The organism is Rhizobium sp. NZLR10, from assembly GCF_019685125.1.
Taxonomy (GTDB): Bacteria; Pseudomonadota; Alphaproteobacteria; order Rhizobiales; family Rhizobiaceae; genus Rhizobium.
Genome location: NZ_JABDWE010000004.1, coordinates 1 through 19,086, shown reverse-complemented (window position 1 = coordinate 19,086; position 19,086 = coordinate 1). Strand labels below are relative to the sequence as shown.

Genomic DNA, 19,086 nt, shown 5'->3' with positions numbered 1-19,086 from the left:
AGAATGGCTTCAGGCCATGTTTGCGCTGTCCGCCCATCACTCGAGGGTGTCTGAGCCGATCTTGATGTCGCCGAGCGTGCGGAAGGTCAGCCGTGCGCCGATCGTCCAGTCGCTTGCCGTCTCGTCGCCGGAATCCCTGCTGTCGGTATACGCAATCGTGAAGATCGTGCATTCGTCGTCATAGGACAGGCCAAGCGTCCGGCGGCTGATCACATCATTATTCAGATCCCAGGCGATGCCGCCGAAAATCGACCAGTAATCCTTGAACTTGATTTTGCTGCTGGTCTGGAGCTCGTCATTGTCCGAGGCAAAGCCATATTCCGGCTGGGCGCTGAGATGGGTGAATGTCATCTGCGTGGAGAAGGTGTCGTTCTGGTAGGCCGTCGTCAGGTCGCCGCGGCGGAACTCGAAATTCTTCTCGTCGAGCCTGTACGAGCCCGTTACGGAAACGCCGAACGGTGTCTCGATACCGCCGAGGCCGACATAGTCGGAGCGAGTGGTTTCAAGGCCCGAATCCGCGCCGACATTGACAAGATCGTCGGTGGCAAACGAGTTCTGGCCGGCGATCTGATAAGACTGGCCGAAGATGCCGTGCAGCTTGTAACCGCTGTCAAACGTACCGGTGTACTGGACGCCGAGATTGGCGCGGGTGCCACCTTCGACGCGGTCGTAGCCCGAGAATTTGTCGCGGTCGAACAGTGAGGTGGCGTCGAAGACGAAGCTCTGCGCATCTTCGTTCGGCAGGCGGCCTGCGAGCTGCTCGTCGGGGCGGGCATAGATCTGCGCGATCGGCTCGAGGATATGGGTGCTGTTATCCGTCGTCATCAGGATCGGATAACGCATCTCCAGCCCGGCGGTGAACATCGAGCGGGTGGCGGAATTTCCGTCGCTGTAGTTGCCGGCGTAGCCTGTGGGGTCGTCCATATTCAGCGCGAAGGCGTCGCCGCGCGCCGCAAGCAGCGGCGTGATGACCAGGCCGGTCGGCGTGACGTAGGTGCGCTTCCACTGCAACTCGGTGGTCAGTCGCGACGTCTGGCCCTTCAGGCCGCGGAAGCGATCGAATCCGTCGACGGTATAAAAGTCGTCATGGGTGCGCGAAATATTCGTCAGGTTGACATCAGCCGACAGTTCGCCGCCTGCAAGCGGCTGCGGCGCTACATAGTGATAGTCGAGCGAGGGATAGACGATCGCCTGCTGTTTTTCGGCCGTGTTCGTTCGATCGGCATCCTGGACGTCGAAATAGAACGCCCGCATGTCGAAATAATTGCGTTTGCCAAGTCCGGTCAGGTAGATCTGGTTGGTGCGATCCGTGCCGGTGAAGTCCCGCAGCTTGTAGGTTTTCGAGAAATTGTTGTCGCTCTGCATCATGACGTCCCAACCGAACGTCCAGCGCGGATTGATACGGAATTCGGCCTTCGAGGCCACCATGCCACGCTGACTGGCTTCGGCATCGCTGGTGCCGGAGCTGAAATTGTCCGGCTTTGCCTGATCTATGCCGGCGACGCGCAGGATATGCGTGCCGTTTTCGAAGCGCTGGCGGAATTCACCTTCGATGAGGAAGCCCTGGGCGGTGTAGCCGGTGCCGGTCACCGTCGCGTCCATGCTCGGCGAGATCACGTAATAATAAGGAACGGAAAGACCGAAGCCGAGATTCTGCGACAGGCTCATCGTCGGGAAGAGAAAGCCCGACTTGCGCTTCACCGTATTGTCGGGAACTTCGATGAACGGCAAGAAGGCGATCGGATGGCCGAGCAGCTCGAAGCGTGCCCTCTCCAGACGGATCGTGTGCGTCACGCCGTTCTGGATCACGCGCTTGGCCTTGACCTGCCAGAACGGCGCGCGCTTCGGATCTTCGGCGCAGGGAAGGCAGGCGGTGTAAACGCCCTTGTTGAGAATCATCATCGTGCCGCCGACGCGCTGGCCGCTTTCAGCGACTATGCGGGTATTGTCGGCGGTTTCAATGCGCAGCGAGTTCAGGAACCCGTCGGCAAAATTGTCGGTCACGTCTAGGTTGTCGGCATAGATGCGGTTGCCGTCGGGGCTGACCAGCTCGACATTGCCGACCGCCATCATCCGGCCGGTCTTCTGATTGTATTCGACCTTCTGCGCGACCATTTTGTAGCCGGCATAATTGATCTGCACGCCGCCGACCGCCGACACCAGATCGGCGTCACGGTTATAGACGAGTTCATTGGCCGAAAGCAGAAGCTTGGCCTCTGCAGGAATTTTCTTTCCAATCGTTTGGTCGGGCGCGCTGACCTGGCCGTAGGAGACCGGGGCGCTGCCGAAATAGGAATATAGAGTCGCGCCGACGAGCAGGGCAACCAACTGTTTACTAAAATACTTGCGGTCGCCTGCCGCCACTAGCCGTCCTCCTGATGAAGCAGAATTGTCGCACCTAAAGCCAGCGCGACGATCACCGGTATCCACGTCGCCACGAAGGGGGGCACAACTCCACTGCTTCCGAATGCCTTTACAAGCACGGTGATGACATAAAGCATGAAGCCCGAAAGGATGCCACCCAGAATCACGGAGCGAGATTGGTTGAACCGGCTAAATTTCAGGGACACTGTTGCGGCAATGAAAGTCATCGCCACCAGCAGCAATGGCTGGGACAACAGAGAGTTGAATTGCGTCTCCAGCGCCTTGGTCGAGATACCGAAGGATTTGGCCGCGGCAATGCGGTTGGAAAGGTCAAAGAAACCAATTGTTTCCGGCGCCGTCAGCCGCTCCTGGACGAAGTCCTGTTTCAGATTGGTGCGAAGTTGAACCGAAGCTTTACGCACGGGGATTTCGCCAGCCTTACGCTCGACAACGTTGTTAAGTTGCCAGTAACCATCTTCCAATTTTGCCGTCGCGGCGTCCTGTCTCAGAATGACCTGGCCGCTTGAATCGAAATGGATCAGCACCGCGTCGATCAGCTTGGTTCCGTTCTCCTGAACCGTCTGGGCGCCGATGATGACGTCGTCCCGGCCACTGATCTGGCGCAGCCACGGAATCTGCGGCGCCTTGCGCAGAACCGCGTTCTCACCGCGCCAGTCCGATTCGACCAGCAGCGCCTGGCGTTGTCCCCAGGCGGCAAGCGGATTGAGCGCCGTCATCGTCAGCAAACCAAGCAGCAGCGACCCGGCGATGAAGGGGAACATGAACTGCCAGACCGAAATACCGGCTGCGCGCGTGACGACAAGCTCATATTTGCGGTTGAGCCCGATCAGCACCGTCATGCCGACGAACAGCGCGATGAAGGGTACCGTCTGCTGCAGGATAAGCGGCAGGCGCACGGCGGTCATCAGAATGCCGCCGCCGATCGTGTAGCCGGGCAGGCCGGACATGCGGCCTGCCGTCTCGCTGAAATCGAGGAGGAAAGAAATCGCCGAGACGCCGATCAGGAACCAGCCCATCGTCACCAAGTAGCGGCGAAAGAAATAACGCGACAATGTCCCGAATATCATTGGGCCGTATCCCCGTCGGTCCTGCCGGTCGCGGCAAGCAGCCTTTCCTGTCCCCGTCTCCAGAAAGACGAAATCCGGTCCCGGATGAACGATGGAATGGCCAGTCGTTTGTGCAGGCCGAGGAAGACGATCGAGACGATGCCGCTGACGATCGGTATGGCATAGAGAACGACGATATATTCAGGGTCGGTGTCGATCTGATTGGCCGCATAAAATGCCGCCCATCGCAGCGCGAAGGCATAGGCGAGCGCGCTCACCATCGGATGCAGCCGCGCTTCGCGGTGCGAGCGCGCATCGCCGGCGATCGCCAGCGAAAACAGGGCAAAGACGACAGGCAGGATCCAGTCCGTCAGCCGGCGATGCAGTTCGGCGGTGTAGCTCAGCGGCCGGATCGTATAATCCTTGTCGGCCGGATCCGGATTGATCAGGAACCACAGGTCACGGTCGCTGGCGCGCAGCGTCGCCTGGCCGCGGCTTTCCGTCATGTCCGAGAGGTCGAAGGAATAGGAATCGAAATTGATCACCGAGACATTGCCGTCGGGCGTTTTGCGGTGCACTTCACCCTCATGCATGATCAGCGTCGTGCCCGTATCGTCGACGGCGCCTTCCTTCGCATAATACACCAGCTCGTAGGCGGGGTCGCGCTCGTCGGCGACGAAAAGTCCCTTCAGCATGCGGCCGGCCATCCGCTTCGAGATCTGCACATAAAGGCCTTCATCAAGCTTGCGGAAGGTCTTTTCTTCGATCACCGAAGACAGCAGGTCGGCATAGGTCTCGGCGATCATCTGGCGCACGACGGTTTTTGCGCGCGGCTCGACGACGTTGTCGACAAAGAAGGAAAAGACGCTGACGACGGCGGCAAGCAGCAGGATCGGGCGGATCAGCACGCTGCGCCGCGCCCCGGCCGCGTCGATGACGGTGAGCTCGGAATCATTGTTCATCGTCGTCAGCGTCTGAGTGATCGCGATAACGAGGGCGAAGGGCAGCACGACGGGAATGATCGACGGCAGGATCATCGTCGCGAGCTTGGCGAACGTGCCAATCGACTGGCCGCTGTCGGTGACCAGATTGATGCGCTGCAAAACCTGAGTCGTCCAAATGATCGCCAGAACGGGCAGGAGCGCCACGAGAAACATCTGGCCGACGCGCCGCAATATGTATGTCTCGAGTAGTTTCATGCCTGCCCTTGAAAGCACCTGCAAGCCCAAACGGCTTTGCAGGAGAATCCCTCTACGCTCTTTGTCGCGCTTTTGCGACAAGCTGGTGTCAAAAATTCATTCAAATTTCAGAATTTTTTCGATGCTGTTGCGACTCAGTTAACGCTAGCAACGCGGCGAAGACGACAAGCGACGAAAGCCATCCGAGAACGACGTCGGAGAGGTAGTGCGCGCCGAAGGATAGCCGCATCGCCGGAGTGAGAATCGCGATTGCCGCCACAGGTGCAGCCAGTGCATAACGCAGGGATTTTGGAACGAAGAGCAGAAGGCAGAAAAGCCATCCGGCGCTCGCAGCCTCACCTGAGATGAACGAGCAGTTCGAAACGCATTTTCCGGCAAGCGAACCGGCTTCGACGAAATGCAGGGCACCGCCAAAAATGTCCGTCTGTATCGGCCTCGGCCGACCCCAATGTTCCTTGAGGACAACATTGACGAGCAGCACCGGCCCAATCAGCAGCGTTCCGAGCGCGACGTTCAGTTTGCGCGCCCGTTCGGCGTTGAAGGTTGCGCCATGCTGCTGGTGGCATTCGATGAGTTTCCACACCATCACGATCGCCACGACATAGGGCAGACGGAAGAAGACGGTGCGCAGAAGGTCGAAGTTCCCCGAGTCGCGATAGGGAAAGCCGCCGCAGATGCTGCCGGCGGCGGCAGCCGCGTCGCAATCTGCACGCACGAAAAAAAGCTGGGAAAAATAGATGTCTATCCCGGGGAAGGCGCGGAAGACGATAAGCAGCGCCCACCACGTCCAGAACAGCAGCACGAATGCACCGAAAGTCGTTTTCGGCAGGCGGATTGCTGGGCCCCGCCATCGATTTTTCGAAAAAATTGTCAACGCGAATATCTATGAAACTGACGAAAACACGAAGGCCCTGATGGCCGCGGGCGACCATAACAATTGTCGCAAGCCATTGACAGACCCGCCAAACGCGAAATTATCCGCCATGGACGGATTTCAAAGAATCCCAGCGGAGAAGACATGTCAGCAAAGTTCGAAATTGCATTCTCAAAATCGGCAAAGCTCAATGGCGGCCTGGCGATCCTGTTGAAGACTGCGGAGGCCGACAGCGCCGCAGGCACCGAAACGGTCGACCCTGCAGGCGTGATCGCCAAGGCTGCTAGGATCGCCCGATTCTCCGCGAAATCCATGAGCGCGCTCGATATCGTCGCCCCGGAAGGCGCATCCGTCGAGCGCATCGTCGTCATCGGGCTTGGCAAGGCCGCCTACCTCACCGCCCATGACTGGCTGAAGGCCGGCGGTATTGCGGCAGCGAGAATCAAGAATACCGACAAGGCCGCCGTCTTCATCGACGTGCCTGGCCTTGAGACGAGCGCGCGGGCAGCTGCCGATTTCGCGCTCGGCATGCTGCTGCGCGCTTACAGTTTCGATACCTACAAAACGAAGAAGAGTGACGACGAGGAAAAGGCGGCGAAATCCGTCAAGGTGACGATCGTCACCGCCGATCCGAATGGTCCCAAGAAGGCGTTTTCCGATTCCGAAGCGATTGCCGGCGGCGTCAATCTTGCCCGTGATCTCGTCAACGAGCCACCGAACGTGCTCGGCCCCGTCGAGTTCGCCGCTAAAGCGAAGGAGCTGGAAAAGCTGGGCGTCGACGTGGAAATCCTGACGGAGAAGGAGATGCGCCGTCTCGGCATGGGCGCCCTTCTCGGCGTCGCCCAGGGCTCCGTGCGTCCGCCGCGCCTGGCGGTCATGCAGTGGAAGGGCGGCAAGGGCAAGGATCGTCCCATCGCCTTCATCGGCAAGGGTGTCGTCTTCGATACCGGCGGCATTTCGATCAAGCCGGCCGCGGGCATGGAGGACATGAAGGGCGATATGGGCGGTGCCGCAGCCGTCACCGGCCTCATGCATGTTCTCGCCTCCCGCAAGGCCGCCGTCAATGCCATCGGCATTATCGGCCTGGTCGAGAACATGCCTGACGGCAACGCCCAGCGTCCTGGTGATATCGTCACCTCGATGTCCGGCCAGACGATCGAGGTGATCAATACCGATGCCGAAGGCCGCCTCGTGCTCTGCGATGCCCTCTGGTATTGCAACGATCGTTTCAAGCCGCAGTTCATGATCAATCTCGCCACGCTGACCGGCGCCATCATCGTGGCGCTCGGCAATGTGCATGCCGGCCTGTTCTCCAATGACGACCAGCTTTCCGCCCAACTGACGGCAGCCGGCCTTTCGACCAACGAGAAGCTCTGGCGCATGCCGCTTGGCAAGGACTACGACAAGCTGATCGATAGCAAGTTCGCCGACATGAAGAACACCGGCGGCCGACAGGCCGGCTCGATCACCGCGGCGCATTTCATCAAGCGCTTCGTCCAGGACACACCCTGGGCGCATCTCGATATCGCCGGCACGGCGATGGGCTCGCCGCAGGATGAGATCAACCAATCCTGGGGTTCCGGTTTCGGGGTGCGCCTGCTCGACGAGCTCGTTCGCGCTCATTATGAAGCCTGATGACCGACGTTCTCTTTTATCATCTGACCGAAACCAGGCTGGAGGACGCGCTTCCGCCGCTGATCGACAAGAGCGTCGAGCGCGGCTGGCGTGTCGCCATCCAGACGCGCGAGCCGGCGCGGCGCGATGTTCTCGACGCGCATCTTTGGACGTTCCGCGAGGAGAGCTTCCTGCCGCACGGCACCGACGAGGGCGATTTCGCCGAAAGCCAGCCGGTACTTTTGACGGTGACACCTGATAATGCCAATGCTGCGACCGTGCGTTTTATCATCGACGGCGCCGAGCCGCCGCCGGTCGATGGCTATGAGCGCGTGGTCTTCATGTTCGACGGTCACGACCAGGAGCAACTGGAGGCCGCGCGTGCACAATGGAAGAAGCTGAAAGGCGAGGGGCATAACCTCACCTATTGGCAGCAGACTTCGGAGGGACGGTGGGAGAAGAAGGCTTGAGCGGTTCACCGCGGTGGTGGCGCGTTACCGCCTCGAGCCTTTGTCGTCGTCGAGATTCGTGAGGATATTGAGCGGCACGATCCCCCCCGGCTGGGTGAGCCAGGCCGTTGCCCGTCGCTGTTGACGGGCAACTCCTCGGCAAAGATTGCCAAATGGCTCAGTCGTGGAACGCGTCCACGAACTTCCGCTTGCCGAGCATGAAGGCGTCGGCGACGTGGCGCAGCGGCGCGAGATCGACATCAGAATTGCCGGCTTTGATGATTTCGGCGAAGCGACGGTAGAGCGAGGGATATTCCTGCTCCGGCTCGGCGAATGTCAGCGCTCCATCGATAGAAAGCTTGGCGCCGCCCTCGGCGAGAACCATCTGGCCTGCTGCCGTGTCCGCCACGATGTCCCAGCTCTGCTTGCCGGTCTGGCGCCAGTCGAATTCGGCATGAACCGGCAGGCCGTCGGCATCGCGGAAGCGAATGTCGGAAGCGATCGGCGCATCGCGGTTGTCGGGAAATTCGAGCACGGCCTCGGTGATGAAGATCGGCCGCGGCAGGATGTGGGTGACGATCGACAGCGCGTTGATGCCGGGATCGAAAACGCCGAGGCCGCCGGCCTGCCAGATCCAATCCTGGTTCGGATGCCAGTGGCGGACATCCTCCTTCCAGATCACGTGCACGCTTTTGATCGTCGTCGAAGCCAGAAACGCCTTGGCCGCCTCGACGGCCGGCGCATAGCGCGAATGCCAACTGGCAAACAGCGACGCACCCTGCTTGCTCGCAAGCGCCTCGAGATCGGCCACTTCGCTCAGCGTTGCGCCGGGCGGTTTTTCCAGGAAGACGTGTTTGCCGGCGACGAGGGCCTTATAGGCTGCCTCATAACGATATTGCGGCGGCATGCAGAGCGAGACGGCATCGACCGACGGCTCGGCGTCGAGCATCGCCTCGATCGTCGTATAGCTCCTGATGCCTTCGACCGTGCCGTGGCGGCTCGCCGTGGCGACAAGCTCGAAATCCGCGTTCTTGGCGATGGAGGGGAGGTGCTGGTCGCGGACGATCTTGCCGACGCCGACGATGGCGAGGTTGATTGGGGACATGGTATTTTCCAGCCTGTATGAAAAGTATGATTTATTGCGCTTTGTAGCAGAAAGAGGCGTGCCGACAAGCTCTCCTCCTCCATTCTGTTGGATACTAGCCCATGATGGTCTGGCGAAGGAAGCTGTAACCCATTGCCGCGCGGGCGGCGCGTTCTTCGGAATTGCCGTCGCCGCCATGCCCGCCTGAGCCGAATTCATGGAAGAGCGGCCGGTGTCCTTCTTCCTCCAGCCGCGCGGCGAAGCGGCGCGCATGCGAGGGATGCACGCGGTCGTCATTGGCGGAGCTTTCGATATAAATCGGCGGGTAGGTGATCTCGGTCGCCGGCCTGACATTGTGAAGCGGCGAATAACCGAGCATGAAATCCCGGTCCGCCGGCGTCTCCGGATCGCCGTATTCGTCCATCCAGGCTTGCCCTGCGCTGAAAAGGTGAAAGCGTGTCATGTCGAGCACCGGTACCTGGCACCAGACGGCGCCGAAATCTTCAGAGTAACGCGTCAGCATCACGCCCGTCAGCAGGCCGCCATTGCTGCCGCCCTGGCAGGCGATCCGCGACGGCACGGTATAGCCGCGGTCGACGAGGTCGCGGGCGATGGCGACGAAATCGGCAAACGCCCGGTCTCGCCCCTGCCGCTTGGCACTGCGATACCAGTCGGGCCCGAATTCGCCGCCGCCGCGGATATAGGCCTGCACATAGGCGCCGCCTTGTTCCAGCCAGCGTCCCGTCACCCCGGAATAGTTCGGCGACAGCGAAACATCGAAGCCGCCATAGCCGTAAAGCAGCACCGGCAGCGCGCCCTTGGTCCACTGCTTCGGCAGGACCAGCCGGTAGGCAACCCTGGTTCCGTCCTCGGAAACCGCCTCCAGCAGCTCGGATGACATATCGGCCGCATCGAAATAGCTGGGCGCCGCGGCGACGAAAATCGGCTCGGCCTCCTTGCTGCGATCCGACAGCTCGAGTCGGTAACAGGCCGGCGGTTGCAGGAAGCCCTGGCCGACGATGCAGAGCGTATCGTCGCCAAGATGCAGATCCGCATGCAGCGGCCTGAAATGGACCGTCTGCATGTCGGCAGGGAGCGCGATCTCGCGCTGTTCGGCATCGGGCTTCGTCAGGTCAAGAACCATGAGGCGGGGACGCAGCCGATCGGAGATGATGAAGACGCACCACTCGCGCATCAGCATCATCTGCGAGATCGACTGGCCCTCGCCAGGCTGAAACAGGATCCGCGCCGGCCCGAGCGGAACTGTCTCCGAGCCGGGATCGAAGCGCTGCAGCACGAGGCTGCCGGTGGGAACGCGCTCATCGGTCTTTGCCCGCCAGAGGCAATGATCGTGATTGAACTGGAAGTCCGCTTCCTTGGGCAGATCGATGCGCCGCCGCGTGCCGTCGGCGGCGATCAGGAAAGCACTGGCGACGCCGATCTCATGGGCGGCGACGAAGATATCGATCAATCCGGCATCCGCCGAAGCGCCCGACAGGGCAGGGTCGATGATGAGATTGAAGCCGTAGACGTCCTCGTTCGCGGCTTCGAACATGACGGCGGCATCTTCCGGCCGCTGCCCGCGCTCCAATCGCCGCCCGACCCGTGGCCATCCGGAGCGGGTCGCCGAAAATCGGTCGATCGAACCGAAATAGCAGATCTCGTCGCGGCTCAGCCAATTGGCATGCGATCGTGCGGCCGGCGTATCGAAACCGCCCTCGACGATCTCTTTCCTCTCGGCGTCGAATTCGAGTAGCCGGAGAAGATCGGAGCCGCCGTCCGAAAGCGTGAGCAGCACCCGCGTCGGCTCCCACGGGCAGGTGACGGCGCCGCGCCAGTTCCAGCGCTTGCCTTCACTGACGCAAAAGGCATCGAGATCGAAAACCGGCTCCCAATCGGCGTCCGGCAGCGGCTGCTGGTCGGCAGGCAGACGGAGCCAGACGCCGAGAGGATTGTCCTTGCTTTGCCGGAAGTCGAACAGCCACCCGCTGCGGCGCATCGGCACGATCAGCCTGTCCTGCCGCTCGATCAGCGCCTTGATCGCGTCGCGATCCCTGGTGAATTCGGCTGTTCTCAACGCCGCATCGGAAACCCGGTTACGATCGTCGATGAATTGGCGGGTGCGCGGATCGTCGTCCGTTTCGAGATGAAGGTTCATAGCTGACCTGCCGGCTTTCGTTAACGTCGAAGAGATCTAGGCAGCCGGTTCGGACTTGGCAACCCGGCTTTACCGGGTCGTCACCAAATCGGCCGAGGCGACGAGGTTGTTCGGTGCCTGCGTCTTCTTGAACTTCAGCGTCACCACCTTGTAGCCTTCGGCCTCGAGTTCCGAGAGCAGGGTCGGCAGCATCGTTGCCGTGCGTTTGTGGATGTCGTGCATCAGGATGATGCCGCGGCCGCGGCTGTGCAGCAGGTCCATCGTCCGCTGCGTCACGGAAGCCGGCGTGGCGGCGAAATAGTCCTTGCTGTCGATATCGACATCCATGACCACCATGTCGCGCGTGGCGATCGCGGCACGCAGTCTGTGGCTCTCGGCAAGATAGGGGAAGCGGAAGAAGGAGACGTCGGTTCCCGTCGCCTTGGTCACCGCCAATTCGCCCTTGATCACCTCGGCCATCGCTGCGTCGAAATCAAGCGAAGTCAGGTCGGCGTGGTCGTAGGTGTGACTGCCGATCGTATTGCCGTCGTCGGCGACCTTGCGGGCCAGCGCCGGATGCATTTCGGCCATTTCGCCGACCATCATGAAGGCGCCCTTGACGCCGAACTGGTCGAGGATCGCCAGCACCTTGTCGGTCCGGCCCGGGATCGGGCCGTCGTCGAAGCTCAGGATCACTTCCTTGTCCTGCAGCTTGAGATCGGCGAGCGAGGAAACCTCAAGCGTCCGCCCGGCCAGACGGTGCCAGCCGGTCATGCGCGGGCCCGCATCGCCGCCGGCATAGCCAAGTTTCCGCCCCTCGGGCGCAATCACCGAGGAGGTCTTGATCGATGTGTCCGGGGACTGTTTGGTGGTGCTGCAGGCAGACAGGGCGGCCGTGAGGGCCACGCAAAACAGAATGAAAAAGCGATACATCGAAAGGGCTCAACAAATCGGTAACGAATGTTGAGACAACCTTTCGAATTATGGTTAACGATTGGTTGATGGTGGCCGGAATTGTGCCGATGCGCGGCACTTCGCCGCGTTTCGGCGACAGCTGTGGCTATCCCGCCATCGCCTCTTCGTATTCGGCCGAAAGCATCAGCCAGTCTTCCTCGGCAGCGGCGAGTGTTGCCGCAGCCTCGCCACGCTGCTTTGCCTTTTCGGCGGCTTTGGCCGGCGTCTTCTCGTAGAGAACAGGATCCGCAAGTTCCGCGTCAAGCGCCTGAATCTGTTTCTCCAGCTTCGCCGTCAAGGATTCGATTTCGTTGATCTTTTTCTTCAGCGGCGTCAGCGACGCCCGCCGTTCGGCATTGAGCTTGCGTTGCTCCGCCTTCGACGTCGCGTCTTCAATTAGCTGCGGTTTTTCTTCTTTTTTTTTACCTGAACTGACGATCAGGTCGCGATATTCGTCCATATCGCCTTCGAAGGCGGTGACCGTGCCGGCGTTGACCAGCCACAGCCGATCGACCGTCGCTTCGATCAGATGGCGGTCGTGCGAAATCAGGATGACGGCGCCTTCGTAATCGTTCAGCGCCTCGATCAACGCGCGGCGGCTGTCGATGTCGAGATGGTTGGTGGGTTCGTCGAGGATCAGCAGGTTCGGCGCATTGAAGGCGGCAAGCCCCATTAGCAGGCGGGCCTTTTCGCCACCCGAAAGATCCTTGGCGGCCGTCGCCATCTTCTCGGTGGCAAGCCCCATCTGCGCGACGCGGGCGCGCACCTTGGCCTCCGGCGCGCCGGGCATCAGCCGGCGCACATGTTCGACCGGCGACTGCTCGGGAATGAGGTCGTCGAGTTGGTGCTGCGCGAAGAAGCCGATCTTTAGGCTCGGCGCGATTTTCACTTCGCCGCTATCCGGCGCAAGCCGGCCGGAGATGAATTTGGCGAAAGTCGACTTGCCGTTGCCGTTCGAGCCGAGAAGAGCGATGCGATCGTCATTGTCGATGCGCAGGTTGAGGTTCTTCAGGATCGGATTGCCGGGTTCGTAGCCGACGGCGCCGCTCTGGATCGCGACGATCGGCGATGCCGGCTGCTTTTCCGGCTCGGGAAAAGTGATTGGCGTTACGTGGTCCTCGATCACCGCGGCGACCGTTCCCATGCGCTCCAGCGCCTTGACGCGCGACTGTGCCTGCCGCGCCTTGGAGGCTTTGGCCTTGAAGCGATCGATGAAGCCCTGCAGATGTTTGCGGGCCGCGTCGTTCTTCGCCTTGGCCTTCGTCTGCAGCTCGTCGGCCTCCGCCTTCTGCCGCTCGAACTGGTCGTAACCGCCGCGATAGAAGGTAAGCTTCTTCTGGTCGAGATGCACGATCGAATTGACCGCGTTGTTCAGAAGGTCGCGATCGTGGCTGATGATGATGACGGTGTGCGGGTAGCGGCGGATATAGTCTTCCAGCCACAATGTGCCTTCGAGGTCGAGATAGTTTGTGGGCTCATCGAGCAGGAGCAAGTCCGGCTCGGCAAACAGCACGGCTGCGAGCGCGACGCGCATGCGCCAGCCGCCGGAGAAGGAGGAGGCGGGGCGGGCTTGCGCCGCCTGGTCGAAGCCGAGGCCGGCGAGAATGCTCGCCGCCCGCGCTTCGGCCGAATGCGCGTCGATATCGACGAGGCGCATCTGGATTTCTGCGATGCGGTGCGCATCGGTCGCCGTTTCCGCCTCAGTGACGAGCGCCGTGCGTTCCTTGTCGGCGGCAAGCACGATCTCGATCAGGGCGTCCTCGGTCGCCGGCGCTTCCTGCGCCACCTGGCCGATGCGGGCGGCCTTCGGGATCGATACCGATCCGCTCTCGGAGCCGAGATCGCCGGTGATGACGCGAAACAGCGTCGACTTGCCGGCGCCGTTGCGTCCGACCAGCCCCGCCTTGGTGCCCGAAGGCAGCGAGACGCTGGCATTGTCGAGAAGCAGGCGCCCGGCGATGCGGGCGGAAATGTCGGTAATCGTGATCATGGCGGCGTTTTGGCCGAAAGCGCCCGTCAAGGCAAGAGCGCTTAAGCATACTTGCCCTGCGCCAAGGAATGCTTGTGTGCCTCAGTGGCCGAAAGCCTGCACCGGCCGTCGAGGATTGGACTGCGCTGCGAGAAGCGCCACGCGGGCATTGGCCTGCAATTGCCCCGGCGTTGCCGCATCGGTGCTGAGTGCTACGCCGATCGAGATGGTCAGCCGGCCGCGATCGGCCTTGTCGGATGTCGCGAAGACCAGATTGTCCTCGACCGAGGCGCGCAGCCGCTCGGCGATAGCGATTGCGTCCTGCATGCCGACGTTGGAAAACAAGACAGCGAATTCGTCAGCCTCGGTGCGGGCGACGAAGTCGTTTTTCTTGACCGATTTGCGGAAGAGGCCGGCGAGCTTCTTCAGCAGCTTGTTGCCGGCCTGGGTGCCGTATGTGCAGTTGAGATCGGCGAAATTGTCGATATCGACCATGATCAGCGCGCTGCCGGCGAACCCCTCTTCGCGCTGATAGAGATCGGCTATCTCCCGGTTGAACGCGATGCGGTTGGGAAGGCCGGTAACCCGGTCGGCCACAGTGGCCGATTGCATCGCCGAAATGCCGCGCTCCAGCGTTTCCAGCCTCTTGATGTCTTCCTGCAGCCTGGCGCCGATTTCCATCTCCGCCGATAGCACCGTCGAAAGCGAGGCGGAGAGGTAGTCGACCTCGCTGATAAAGGCGGCAAGGCTCTGGTCGTCATTTCCGGAAACGGATTTCAGGATCGTGGCGCAGGCGCGCGCAAAGGCATCTCTGTGCCTCAGCCCTTCGGTAAGCCTCTCGGCCACCTCGCGCAGCATCCGGCTCGCCTCGTTGCGTGACGTCTCGCCGGCCAGCCCGCAATGGCTGACGAGCCGGTATTTCAGGCCGAGTTCATCGAGCATCGCCTGCTGCGGCTGGGACCCAAGTGCTGCAATATCCTGCGCAAGGCCGGCATTGAGCCCGATAATCGCCTCGTGGAAGAGTTCGTAATTGCGTGGCAAGGCGGCGACGTTGAGGCGTGCCAGGTGCTGGGCGATCCTCTGAATGTCCGTCATGGGCGCCGGGCGCACCGCTTCGCGCGGCACCAGTGCGTTTGCGCTTGCATTCTGCATGACGATCCCTCGCTGCCCGGCCTCATTTCCTGCATTCATGCCTGCAAGCTTTTAAAAGAGGCTGAATTTTCAACGGGAAGCCCGGGATTTACGGCATAAGCGGTTAATGCAGTCTTGATGGCACCCGCCACCTGCCTTTGCGCGTGCGGACAGAAGACCTTCCTCGCGATAGAGCCGGTAGATACGATCGGCGCCGGACGGCTCTCCGTCTCGCCGAAGCAGGGTGAACAGCCATCGGTAGTCGAAACGCTGTCGCGCTACTCACCATCAATCTCCTCACGCCAAATGAAAAATGTGAGAATCGGATTTTTGGGTAGGAACTCCCTATTTTCTTTATTTTTGCGCAGTTCTCGCCAGGACCGCGTAAGGAGATAACTCCCGACGCTGAATGGAAGCAACGCAACGATAAAAAACCAAAATACCGTGTATACAGACCTGTAAATCCCGTGTGTGTTTTCTACACCGCCATTCAACAGCTGCACAGCATACGCTCCTGCGAAGCAGAAGAAGAAAGCTACCAGACAGATAAGATTTAGGCGTTTTGTCACAGCGTCGTCCGAAGAACCCCGCGCTCAAGCATGCGGTGTCCGCTCTATCCAATCTGCACTACGCCCCGCCCCAACCGCAGCCTATATAGGCGGCAAACATCCTGTAATGCCTGAGCATCCGACCCCTCCTGCTGTCGTATCGGCAGTCTATGCCGTTTGTCCAGAAATCGGAGTGATGGCGCCCATGAAATTTCCTGATTTGATTACGGGCGCTTTCTGTCGTGCAATGGATGAAGCTGCGATCTCGAAAGGACTGGTATGACCAGAGCTCTCTATTCTCTTTGCGGCGCCGACGAGCGGCGCTTCTTTTCGCCCCATTGCTGGAAGGCGGTGATGGCGCTGGCGCATAAGGGGCTCGATTTCGAGGAAATCCCGACGACCTATACCCGCATCCGCGCAATCGGTGGCGGTGTCTCGCAGACCGTGCCCGTTCTCGACGACAACGGCCGGCTGATCCCCGACAGTTTCGACATCGCCCTCTATCTGGAAGAAGCCTATCCCGAGCGGCCGTCGCTGTTTAACGGCGAGGGCGGCAAGGCGCTGTCGCGCATGGTCGAGGGTTATTCGCAGATGATCATCCATCCCTCAATCACGCGCATCGCCCTTCTCGACATCCACGCCAACCTCGACGAAGGAGACAAGGCCTATTTCCGCGAGAGCCGCGAGGTCAGGCTCGGCAAGCCGCTGGAGGTGATTGCCGCCGACAGCGAAGCGGAGAAGGCCGCCTTCGGCGCCAAGCTGGAGCCGCTCCGTCACATGCTGAAGTTCCAGCCCTTCATCGGCGGGCAGACGCCGCTCTTTGCCGACTATATTGTCTTCGGCGCGCTGCAATGGCTGCGTGTCTGCACCGGCCTCGCGATGCTGGCCGCCGACGATCCCGTCATGCTCTGGTTCGAGCGCTGCCTCGATCTCCATGAAAGCCGCGGCAGGACTGTGACAGCGGCGTGAAATTGCCGTCGACCCCTTGTTTTCGGGCGTTGGGGCGGGTAAAGACCGCCCACTTTTCCCGAGAAAACAGAGGATTTGACTATGGCGATTGAACGCACCTTCTCGATGATCAAGCCGGATGCAACCAAGCGCAACCTGACGGGTGCCATCACCAAGATGCTCGAAGATGCCGGCCTGCGCGTCGTCGCCTCCAAGCGCGTCTGGATGAGCCGTCGCGAAGCTGAAGGCTTCTACGCCGTTCACAAGGAGCGTCCCTTCTTCGGCGAACTCGTCGAAGGCATGACCTCCGGCCCGACCGTCGTTCAGGTTCTGGAAGGCGAAGGCGCCATCCTCAAGAACCGCGAAATCATGGGCGCGACCAACCCGGCAAACGCTGACGAAGGCACGATCCGCAAGGTCCATGCCCTGTCGATCGGCGAAAATTCCGTTCACGGCTCGGATGCTCCGGAGACGGCTGCCCAGGAAATCAAGTACTGGTTCTCCGATACCGAAGTCGTCGGCTGAGGCAACGTTTCTGCATTGCCCGGCAATGCCTTGAATTGACTCTTAAAAGCCGGGGCCTCGCTCCGGCTTTTTCCATGCCGAATAGCCTCTATGCGGGGCACTTGTCGGTATTCGAAAAATCGACGCTGCCGTCAGGCTTGAAGACCTCCGGGTTTTTGTCATAAAGCGCACCGAGGACGAGCGGCTTGCTCGGCAGCACAGTCTGGTCAAGGTCGGAGCGGAACTGCGTCTTCAATTCCTGCAGGACCTTGCCGTCCTTGTCGACCAGCCGGACACTGACGGAATAGGGACGGTCCTTGCGCACGCAGTGGAGTTTTTCGCTCTGCAGCGCAATTTTGTCGTCGATCGGGTAGATTTTCTGGTTCAGCACCAGCGGATCGCCGCCCTCAGGATTTTCGAATTCGGCGATGATGAGAGAACCGTCGGGGATGGGACCCGTCTTCTTCAGCGTCAGCAGATAGGTGGCGCTTGCCACGCGATAGTTGAAGACGAAGAGATGGCCGGTGACTTCGACCAGGTCTTCAGCCTGGCGCTGGCAGGCAGACATCAGAAGGCTGGCCGCTGCCGCCGTTATGATCAAATGTTTTCTCATGGCGTCTCCTCCTTCTTGCGGCGATAATACCGGTTCGCCTTGGCGCGGTTGCCGCAGACCGCCATGTCGCACCAGGCGCGGCTCCTGTTCTTGCTGCGGTCGATGAACAGCCAGCCGCAATTGCCGCAGATCTTCATGCGTTCCGGATCGGGCATGGTGATCAGCCGCAGCACCGAATGCGCGGTCGCCGCCGCCAGGCTGCCGCGGCCTGCTTCGCGCAACACCTTCGCCAGCGCTTCCAGCAGCAAGGCCAGCAATTGGTCATCGCCGCCCTTGAGTATACGCTTGCGAAAATAGAGGTCGATCGCTTCCCGCAGCGCGATGAAATCCGTCTCGTTTTCCGCCGCCACCGGGGCGATATCGCCGAAGAGGGCGCGTTCGGCGCAGAATTCGGCGGCGGCATGCGGAAAGTCCCGCATCTGGTCCCGAACCGCGAAGCGGTCGATCCGCCGCGTCGCATCATGGCGCAGCACGACGCTGTTGGCGACATCGAGCGCCAGGGCGCCGCCGGCAAAGCGGTGAGGGGTCCAGGAAAAGCTCATGGTGAAATTATAACTGGTGAAATAACTTTTGCCAGTTATAATTTTGGTGACGTGGAGTGTCTGGAATGGCCTATCTTCTGCAGCAGTTGGCGAATGCGGTTCCGCTCGCTGCTCTCTATGCCGCGCTCGCCTTCGGTTATGCCGTAGCCTTCGGCGTGACGAAGCGGGCCGATATCACCTATGGGGCGATTTTCGCCTTCGCAGGCCAGATCCTGCTGCTCTTCACCGAACTCGCCTTCAACCGCCTCTGGCTGGTGCTGCCGGCCGCCCTTGCCGTCGGCGCCTGCGCTTCCATCGCCTATTCGCTGGGGGCGGGCTTGTGGATCGGCCGGTCGATCATGCTGCCGCTGGTCAACAAATCGCCGAATACGGTCATCGTCGCCGCCCTCGGCATCATGATCGTGCTGATGGAGACCGCCAGGCTTGCCGCCAATACCCGCATCATCTGGCTGCCGCCGTTTCTGAACGATACGGTGATCTTCTGGAGTGACGGCCCGTTCAAGGTAACGCTCACCTATATCCAACTGATCGACACCGCGCTGATGTCAGCCATCGTCGCTGTTGGAACGCTGATCCTCAGGCGCACAGCCTGGGGCCGCATCTGGCGCGCCGTCACCGACGACCCGCTGGCCGCCGAGCTCTGCGGCACCAGCGCCAACCGCGTCTTTCTCGTCGCTTATGCGGCAGCTAGCCTCGTCGCCACGATTTGCGGAATCCTCGCCACCTTCTATTACGGTTCGATGGATTTCGGCGCCGGCCTGATGTTCGGGCTGAAGGTGCTGCTGATTGCGGCTGTCGGCGGCTATTCCGATCCGCTACGCTCGGCAGGCGGCGCCGCCGGCCTCGCCGTCGTCGAGACCATGTGGGGGGCCTATGGCCCCTTTGTCTGGCGGGATCTGGTGATCTTCTCGCTGCTCGTCCTGGTCTTGGTCATGAGCCGCAGGGAGCGAGTCACGCTCTAACAGGCTGCTGAAAAACCCACTGGCTTTTGGGCTGGACACATGATTCCATCTTGCAAGTGATTTCGAGGGAATTTGGATGCGCGGCGGGGATGATCGGACGGGGTCGCTGTTTTCGTATGTCGACCTT

The 19,086-nt window shown here is 60.8% G+C and carries 16 protein-coding genes and 1 pseudogene; 5 read left to right on the top strand and 12 right to left on the bottom strand.

Annotated features, from left to right (window positions below; all coding sequences use genetic code 11):
• Positions 1–36: 36 nt before the first annotated feature.
• The 4 genes from HJB82_RS07655 to HJB82_RS07640 all read right to left on the bottom strand — a co-directional run bounded on the left by HJB82_RS07655 (position 37) and on the right by HJB82_RS07640 (position 5,504).
• Complete coding sequence (locus HJB82_RS07655) at positions 37–2,364, bottom strand: LPS-assembly protein LptD (protein ID WP_207583671.1); 2,328 nt, start codon at positions 2,362–2,364, stop codon at positions 37–39.
• On the bottom strand, positions 2,364–3,452 hold the full coding sequence (gene lptG / locus HJB82_RS07650; protein WP_207583672.1) for an LPS export ABC transporter permease LptG: 1,089 nt from the start codon (positions 3,450–3,452) through the stop codon (positions 2,364–2,366). The genes HJB82_RS07655 and lptG overlap by 1 nt, the downstream gene beginning before the upstream one ends.
• The gene (lptF, locus tag HJB82_RS07645; RefSeq protein WP_207583673.1) at positions 3,449–4,630 is read right to left on the bottom strand and encodes an LPS export ABC transporter permease LptF; all 1,182 of its coding nucleotides are present in this window, start codon (positions 4,628–4,630) and stop codon (positions 3,449–3,451) included. The genes lptG and lptF overlap by 4 nt, the downstream gene beginning before the upstream one ends.
• A 100-nt stretch (positions 4,631–4,730) precedes the next feature.
• Positions 4,731–5,504 (bottom strand): phosphatase PAP2 family protein, encoded by a 774-nt coding sequence (locus tag HJB82_RS07640; RefSeq protein ID WP_207583674.1) that lies wholly within the window; start codon positions 5,502–5,504, stop codon positions 4,731–4,733.
• Positions 5,505–5,648: 144 nt separating this feature from the next.
• On the opposite strand from HJB82_RS07640, the gene HJB82_RS07635 reads away from it, so the two are divergent.
• Together HJB82_RS07635 and HJB82_RS07630 are read left to right on the top strand one after the other, a co-directional pair.
• Positions 5,649–7,139 (top strand): leucyl aminopeptidase, encoded by a 1,491-nt coding sequence (locus HJB82_RS07635; protein ID WP_221139784.1) that lies wholly within the window; start codon positions 5,649–5,651, stop codon positions 7,137–7,139.
• Positions 7,139–7,588, top strand: a complete 450-nt coding sequence (locus HJB82_RS07630) for a DNA polymerase III subunit chi (protein WP_221115275.1) — start codon at positions 7,139–7,141, stop codon at positions 7,586–7,588. Before HJB82_RS07635 ends, HJB82_RS07630 begins: the two co-directional genes overlap by 1 nt.
• 157 nt (positions 7,589–7,745) lie before the next feature.
• Here HJB82_RS07630 and HJB82_RS07625 read toward each other — a convergent pair whose 3' ends face one another.
• The 6 genes and pseudogenes from HJB82_RS07625 to HJB82_RS31985 all read right to left on the bottom strand — a co-directional run.
• Positions 7,746–8,672: a Gfo/Idh/MocA family protein gene (locus HJB82_RS07625; protein ID WP_207583677.1), complete on the bottom strand. Its 927-nt coding sequence runs from the start codon at positions 8,670–8,672 to the stop codon at positions 7,746–7,748.
• A 94-nt stretch (positions 8,673–8,766) separates the two neighbouring features.
• Positions 8,767–10,809, bottom strand: a complete 2,043-nt coding sequence (locus HJB82_RS07620) for a prolyl oligopeptidase family serine peptidase (RefSeq protein ID WP_221139783.1) — start codon at positions 10,807–10,809, stop codon at positions 8,767–8,769.
• A 69-nt stretch (positions 10,810–10,878) separates the two neighbouring features.
• The gene (locus HJB82_RS07615) at positions 10,879–11,721 is read right to left on the bottom strand and encodes a polysaccharide deacetylase family protein (RefSeq protein ID WP_221139782.1); all 843 of its coding nucleotides are present in this window, start codon (positions 11,719–11,721) and stop codon (positions 10,879–10,881) included.
• 127 nt (positions 11,722–11,848) lie between these two features.
• Positions 11,849–13,732, bottom strand: a complete 1,884-nt coding sequence (locus tag HJB82_RS07610) for an ABC-F family ATP-binding cassette domain-containing protein (protein ID WP_221139781.1) — start codon at positions 13,730–13,732, stop codon at positions 11,849–11,851.
• Positions 13,733–13,813: 81 nt separating this feature from the next.
• Entirely contained in the window at positions 13,814–14,863 is a 1,050-nt protein-coding gene (locus tag HJB82_RS07605) for a diguanylate cyclase (protein ID WP_221139780.1), read from the bottom strand.
• 132 nt (positions 14,864–14,995) lie between these two features.
• A pseudogene (locus HJB82_RS31985) lies at positions 14,996–15,118 on the bottom strand (IS3 family transposase); the annotation flags it as partial.
• Positions 15,119–15,669: 551 nt separating this feature from the next.
• Here HJB82_RS31985 and HJB82_RS07600 point away from each other — a divergent pair.
• Together HJB82_RS07600 and ndk are read left to right on the top strand one after the other, a co-directional pair.
• A complete protein-coding gene (locus HJB82_RS07600; RefSeq protein ID WP_221139779.1) occupies positions 15,670–16,359 on the top strand; it encodes a glutathione S-transferase family protein in 690 nt (229 codons plus the stop codon).
• A gap of 81 nt (positions 16,360–16,440) precedes the next feature.
• On the top strand, positions 16,441–16,863 hold the full coding sequence (ndk, locus tag HJB82_RS07595; protein WP_179610847.1) for a nucleoside-diphosphate kinase: 423 nt from the start codon (positions 16,441–16,443) through the stop codon (positions 16,861–16,863).
• 88 nt (positions 16,864–16,951) lie between these two features.
• Here the strand turns inward: ndk and HJB82_RS07590 are convergent, their stop codons facing one another.
• Positions 16,952–17,455 (bottom strand): hypothetical protein, encoded by a 504-nt coding sequence (locus HJB82_RS07590; protein WP_207583683.1) that lies wholly within the window; start codon positions 17,453–17,455, stop codon positions 16,952–16,954.
• A complete protein-coding gene (locus HJB82_RS07585) occupies positions 17,452–17,997 on the bottom strand; it encodes a CGNR zinc finger domain-containing protein (protein ID WP_207583684.1) in 546 nt (181 codons plus the stop codon). Before HJB82_RS07585 ends, HJB82_RS07590 begins: the two co-directional genes overlap by 4 nt.
• Before the next feature lie 65 nt (positions 17,998–18,062).
• On the opposite strand from HJB82_RS07585, the gene HJB82_RS07580 reads away from it, so the two are divergent.
• Positions 18,063–18,959 carry a branched-chain amino acid ABC transporter permease gene (locus HJB82_RS07580; RefSeq protein ID WP_221139778.1) on the top strand — a complete coding sequence of 299 codons (897 nt, stop codon included), beginning with the start codon at positions 18,063–18,065 and terminating at the stop codon, positions 18,957–18,959.
• Positions 18,960–19,086 lie beyond the last annotated feature (127 nt).

What these genes read in the sequence shown, in the direction of transcription:
- lptG (WP_207583672.1), bottom strand. Translation starts at nt 3,452, where the DNA reads ATGATATTCGGGACATTGTCGCGTTATTTCTTTCGCCGCTACTTGGTG.
- lptF (WP_207583673.1), bottom strand. Translation starts at nt 4,630, where the DNA reads ATGAAACTACTCGAGACATACATATTGCGGCGCGTCGGCCAGATGTTT.
- HJB82_RS07635 (WP_221139784.1), top strand. Translation starts at nt 5,649, where the DNA reads ATGTCAGCAAAGTTCGAAATTGCATTCTCAAAATCGGCAAAGCTCAAT.
- HJB82_RS07630 (WP_221115275.1), top strand. Translation starts at nt 7,139, where the DNA reads ATGACCGACGTTCTCTTTTATCATCTGACCGAAACCAGGCTGGAGGAC.
- HJB82_RS07625 (WP_207583677.1), bottom strand. Translation starts at nt 8,672, where the DNA reads ATGTCCCCAATCAACCTCGCCATCGTCGGCGTCGGCAAGATCGTCCGC.
- HJB82_RS07620 (WP_221139783.1), bottom strand. Translation starts at nt 10,809, where the DNA reads ATGAACCTTCATCTCGAAACGGACGACGATCCGCGCACCCGCCAATTC.
- HJB82_RS07615 (WP_221139782.1), bottom strand. Translation starts at nt 11,721, where the DNA reads ATGTATCGCTTTTTCATTCTGTTTTGCGTGGCCCTCACGGCCGCCCTG.
- HJB82_RS07610 (WP_221139781.1), bottom strand. Translation starts at nt 13,732, where the DNA reads ATGATCACGATTACCGACATTTCCGCCCGCATCGCCGGGCGCCTGCTT.
- HJB82_RS07605 (WP_221139780.1), bottom strand. Translation starts at nt 14,863, where the DNA reads ATGCAGAATGCAAGCGCAAACGCACTGGTGCCGCGCGAAGCGGTGCGC.
- HJB82_RS07600 (WP_221139779.1), top strand. Translation starts at nt 15,670, where the DNA reads ATGACCAGAGCTCTCTATTCTCTTTGCGGCGCCGACGAGCGGCGCTTC.
- ndk (WP_179610847.1), top strand. Translation starts at nt 16,441, where the DNA reads ATGGCGATTGAACGCACCTTCTCGATGATCAAGCCGGATGCAACCAAG.
- HJB82_RS07590 (WP_207583683.1), bottom strand. Translation starts at nt 17,455, where the DNA reads ATGAGAAAACATTTGATCATAACGGCGGCAGCGGCCAGCCTTCTGATG.
- HJB82_RS07585 (WP_207583684.1), bottom strand. Translation starts at nt 17,997, where the DNA reads ATGAGCTTTTCCTGGACCCCTCACCGCTTTGCCGGCGGCGCCCTGGCG.
- HJB82_RS07580 (WP_221139778.1), top strand. Translation starts at nt 18,063, where the DNA reads ATGGCCTATCTTCTGCAGCAGTTGGCGAATGCGGTTCCGCTCGCTGCT.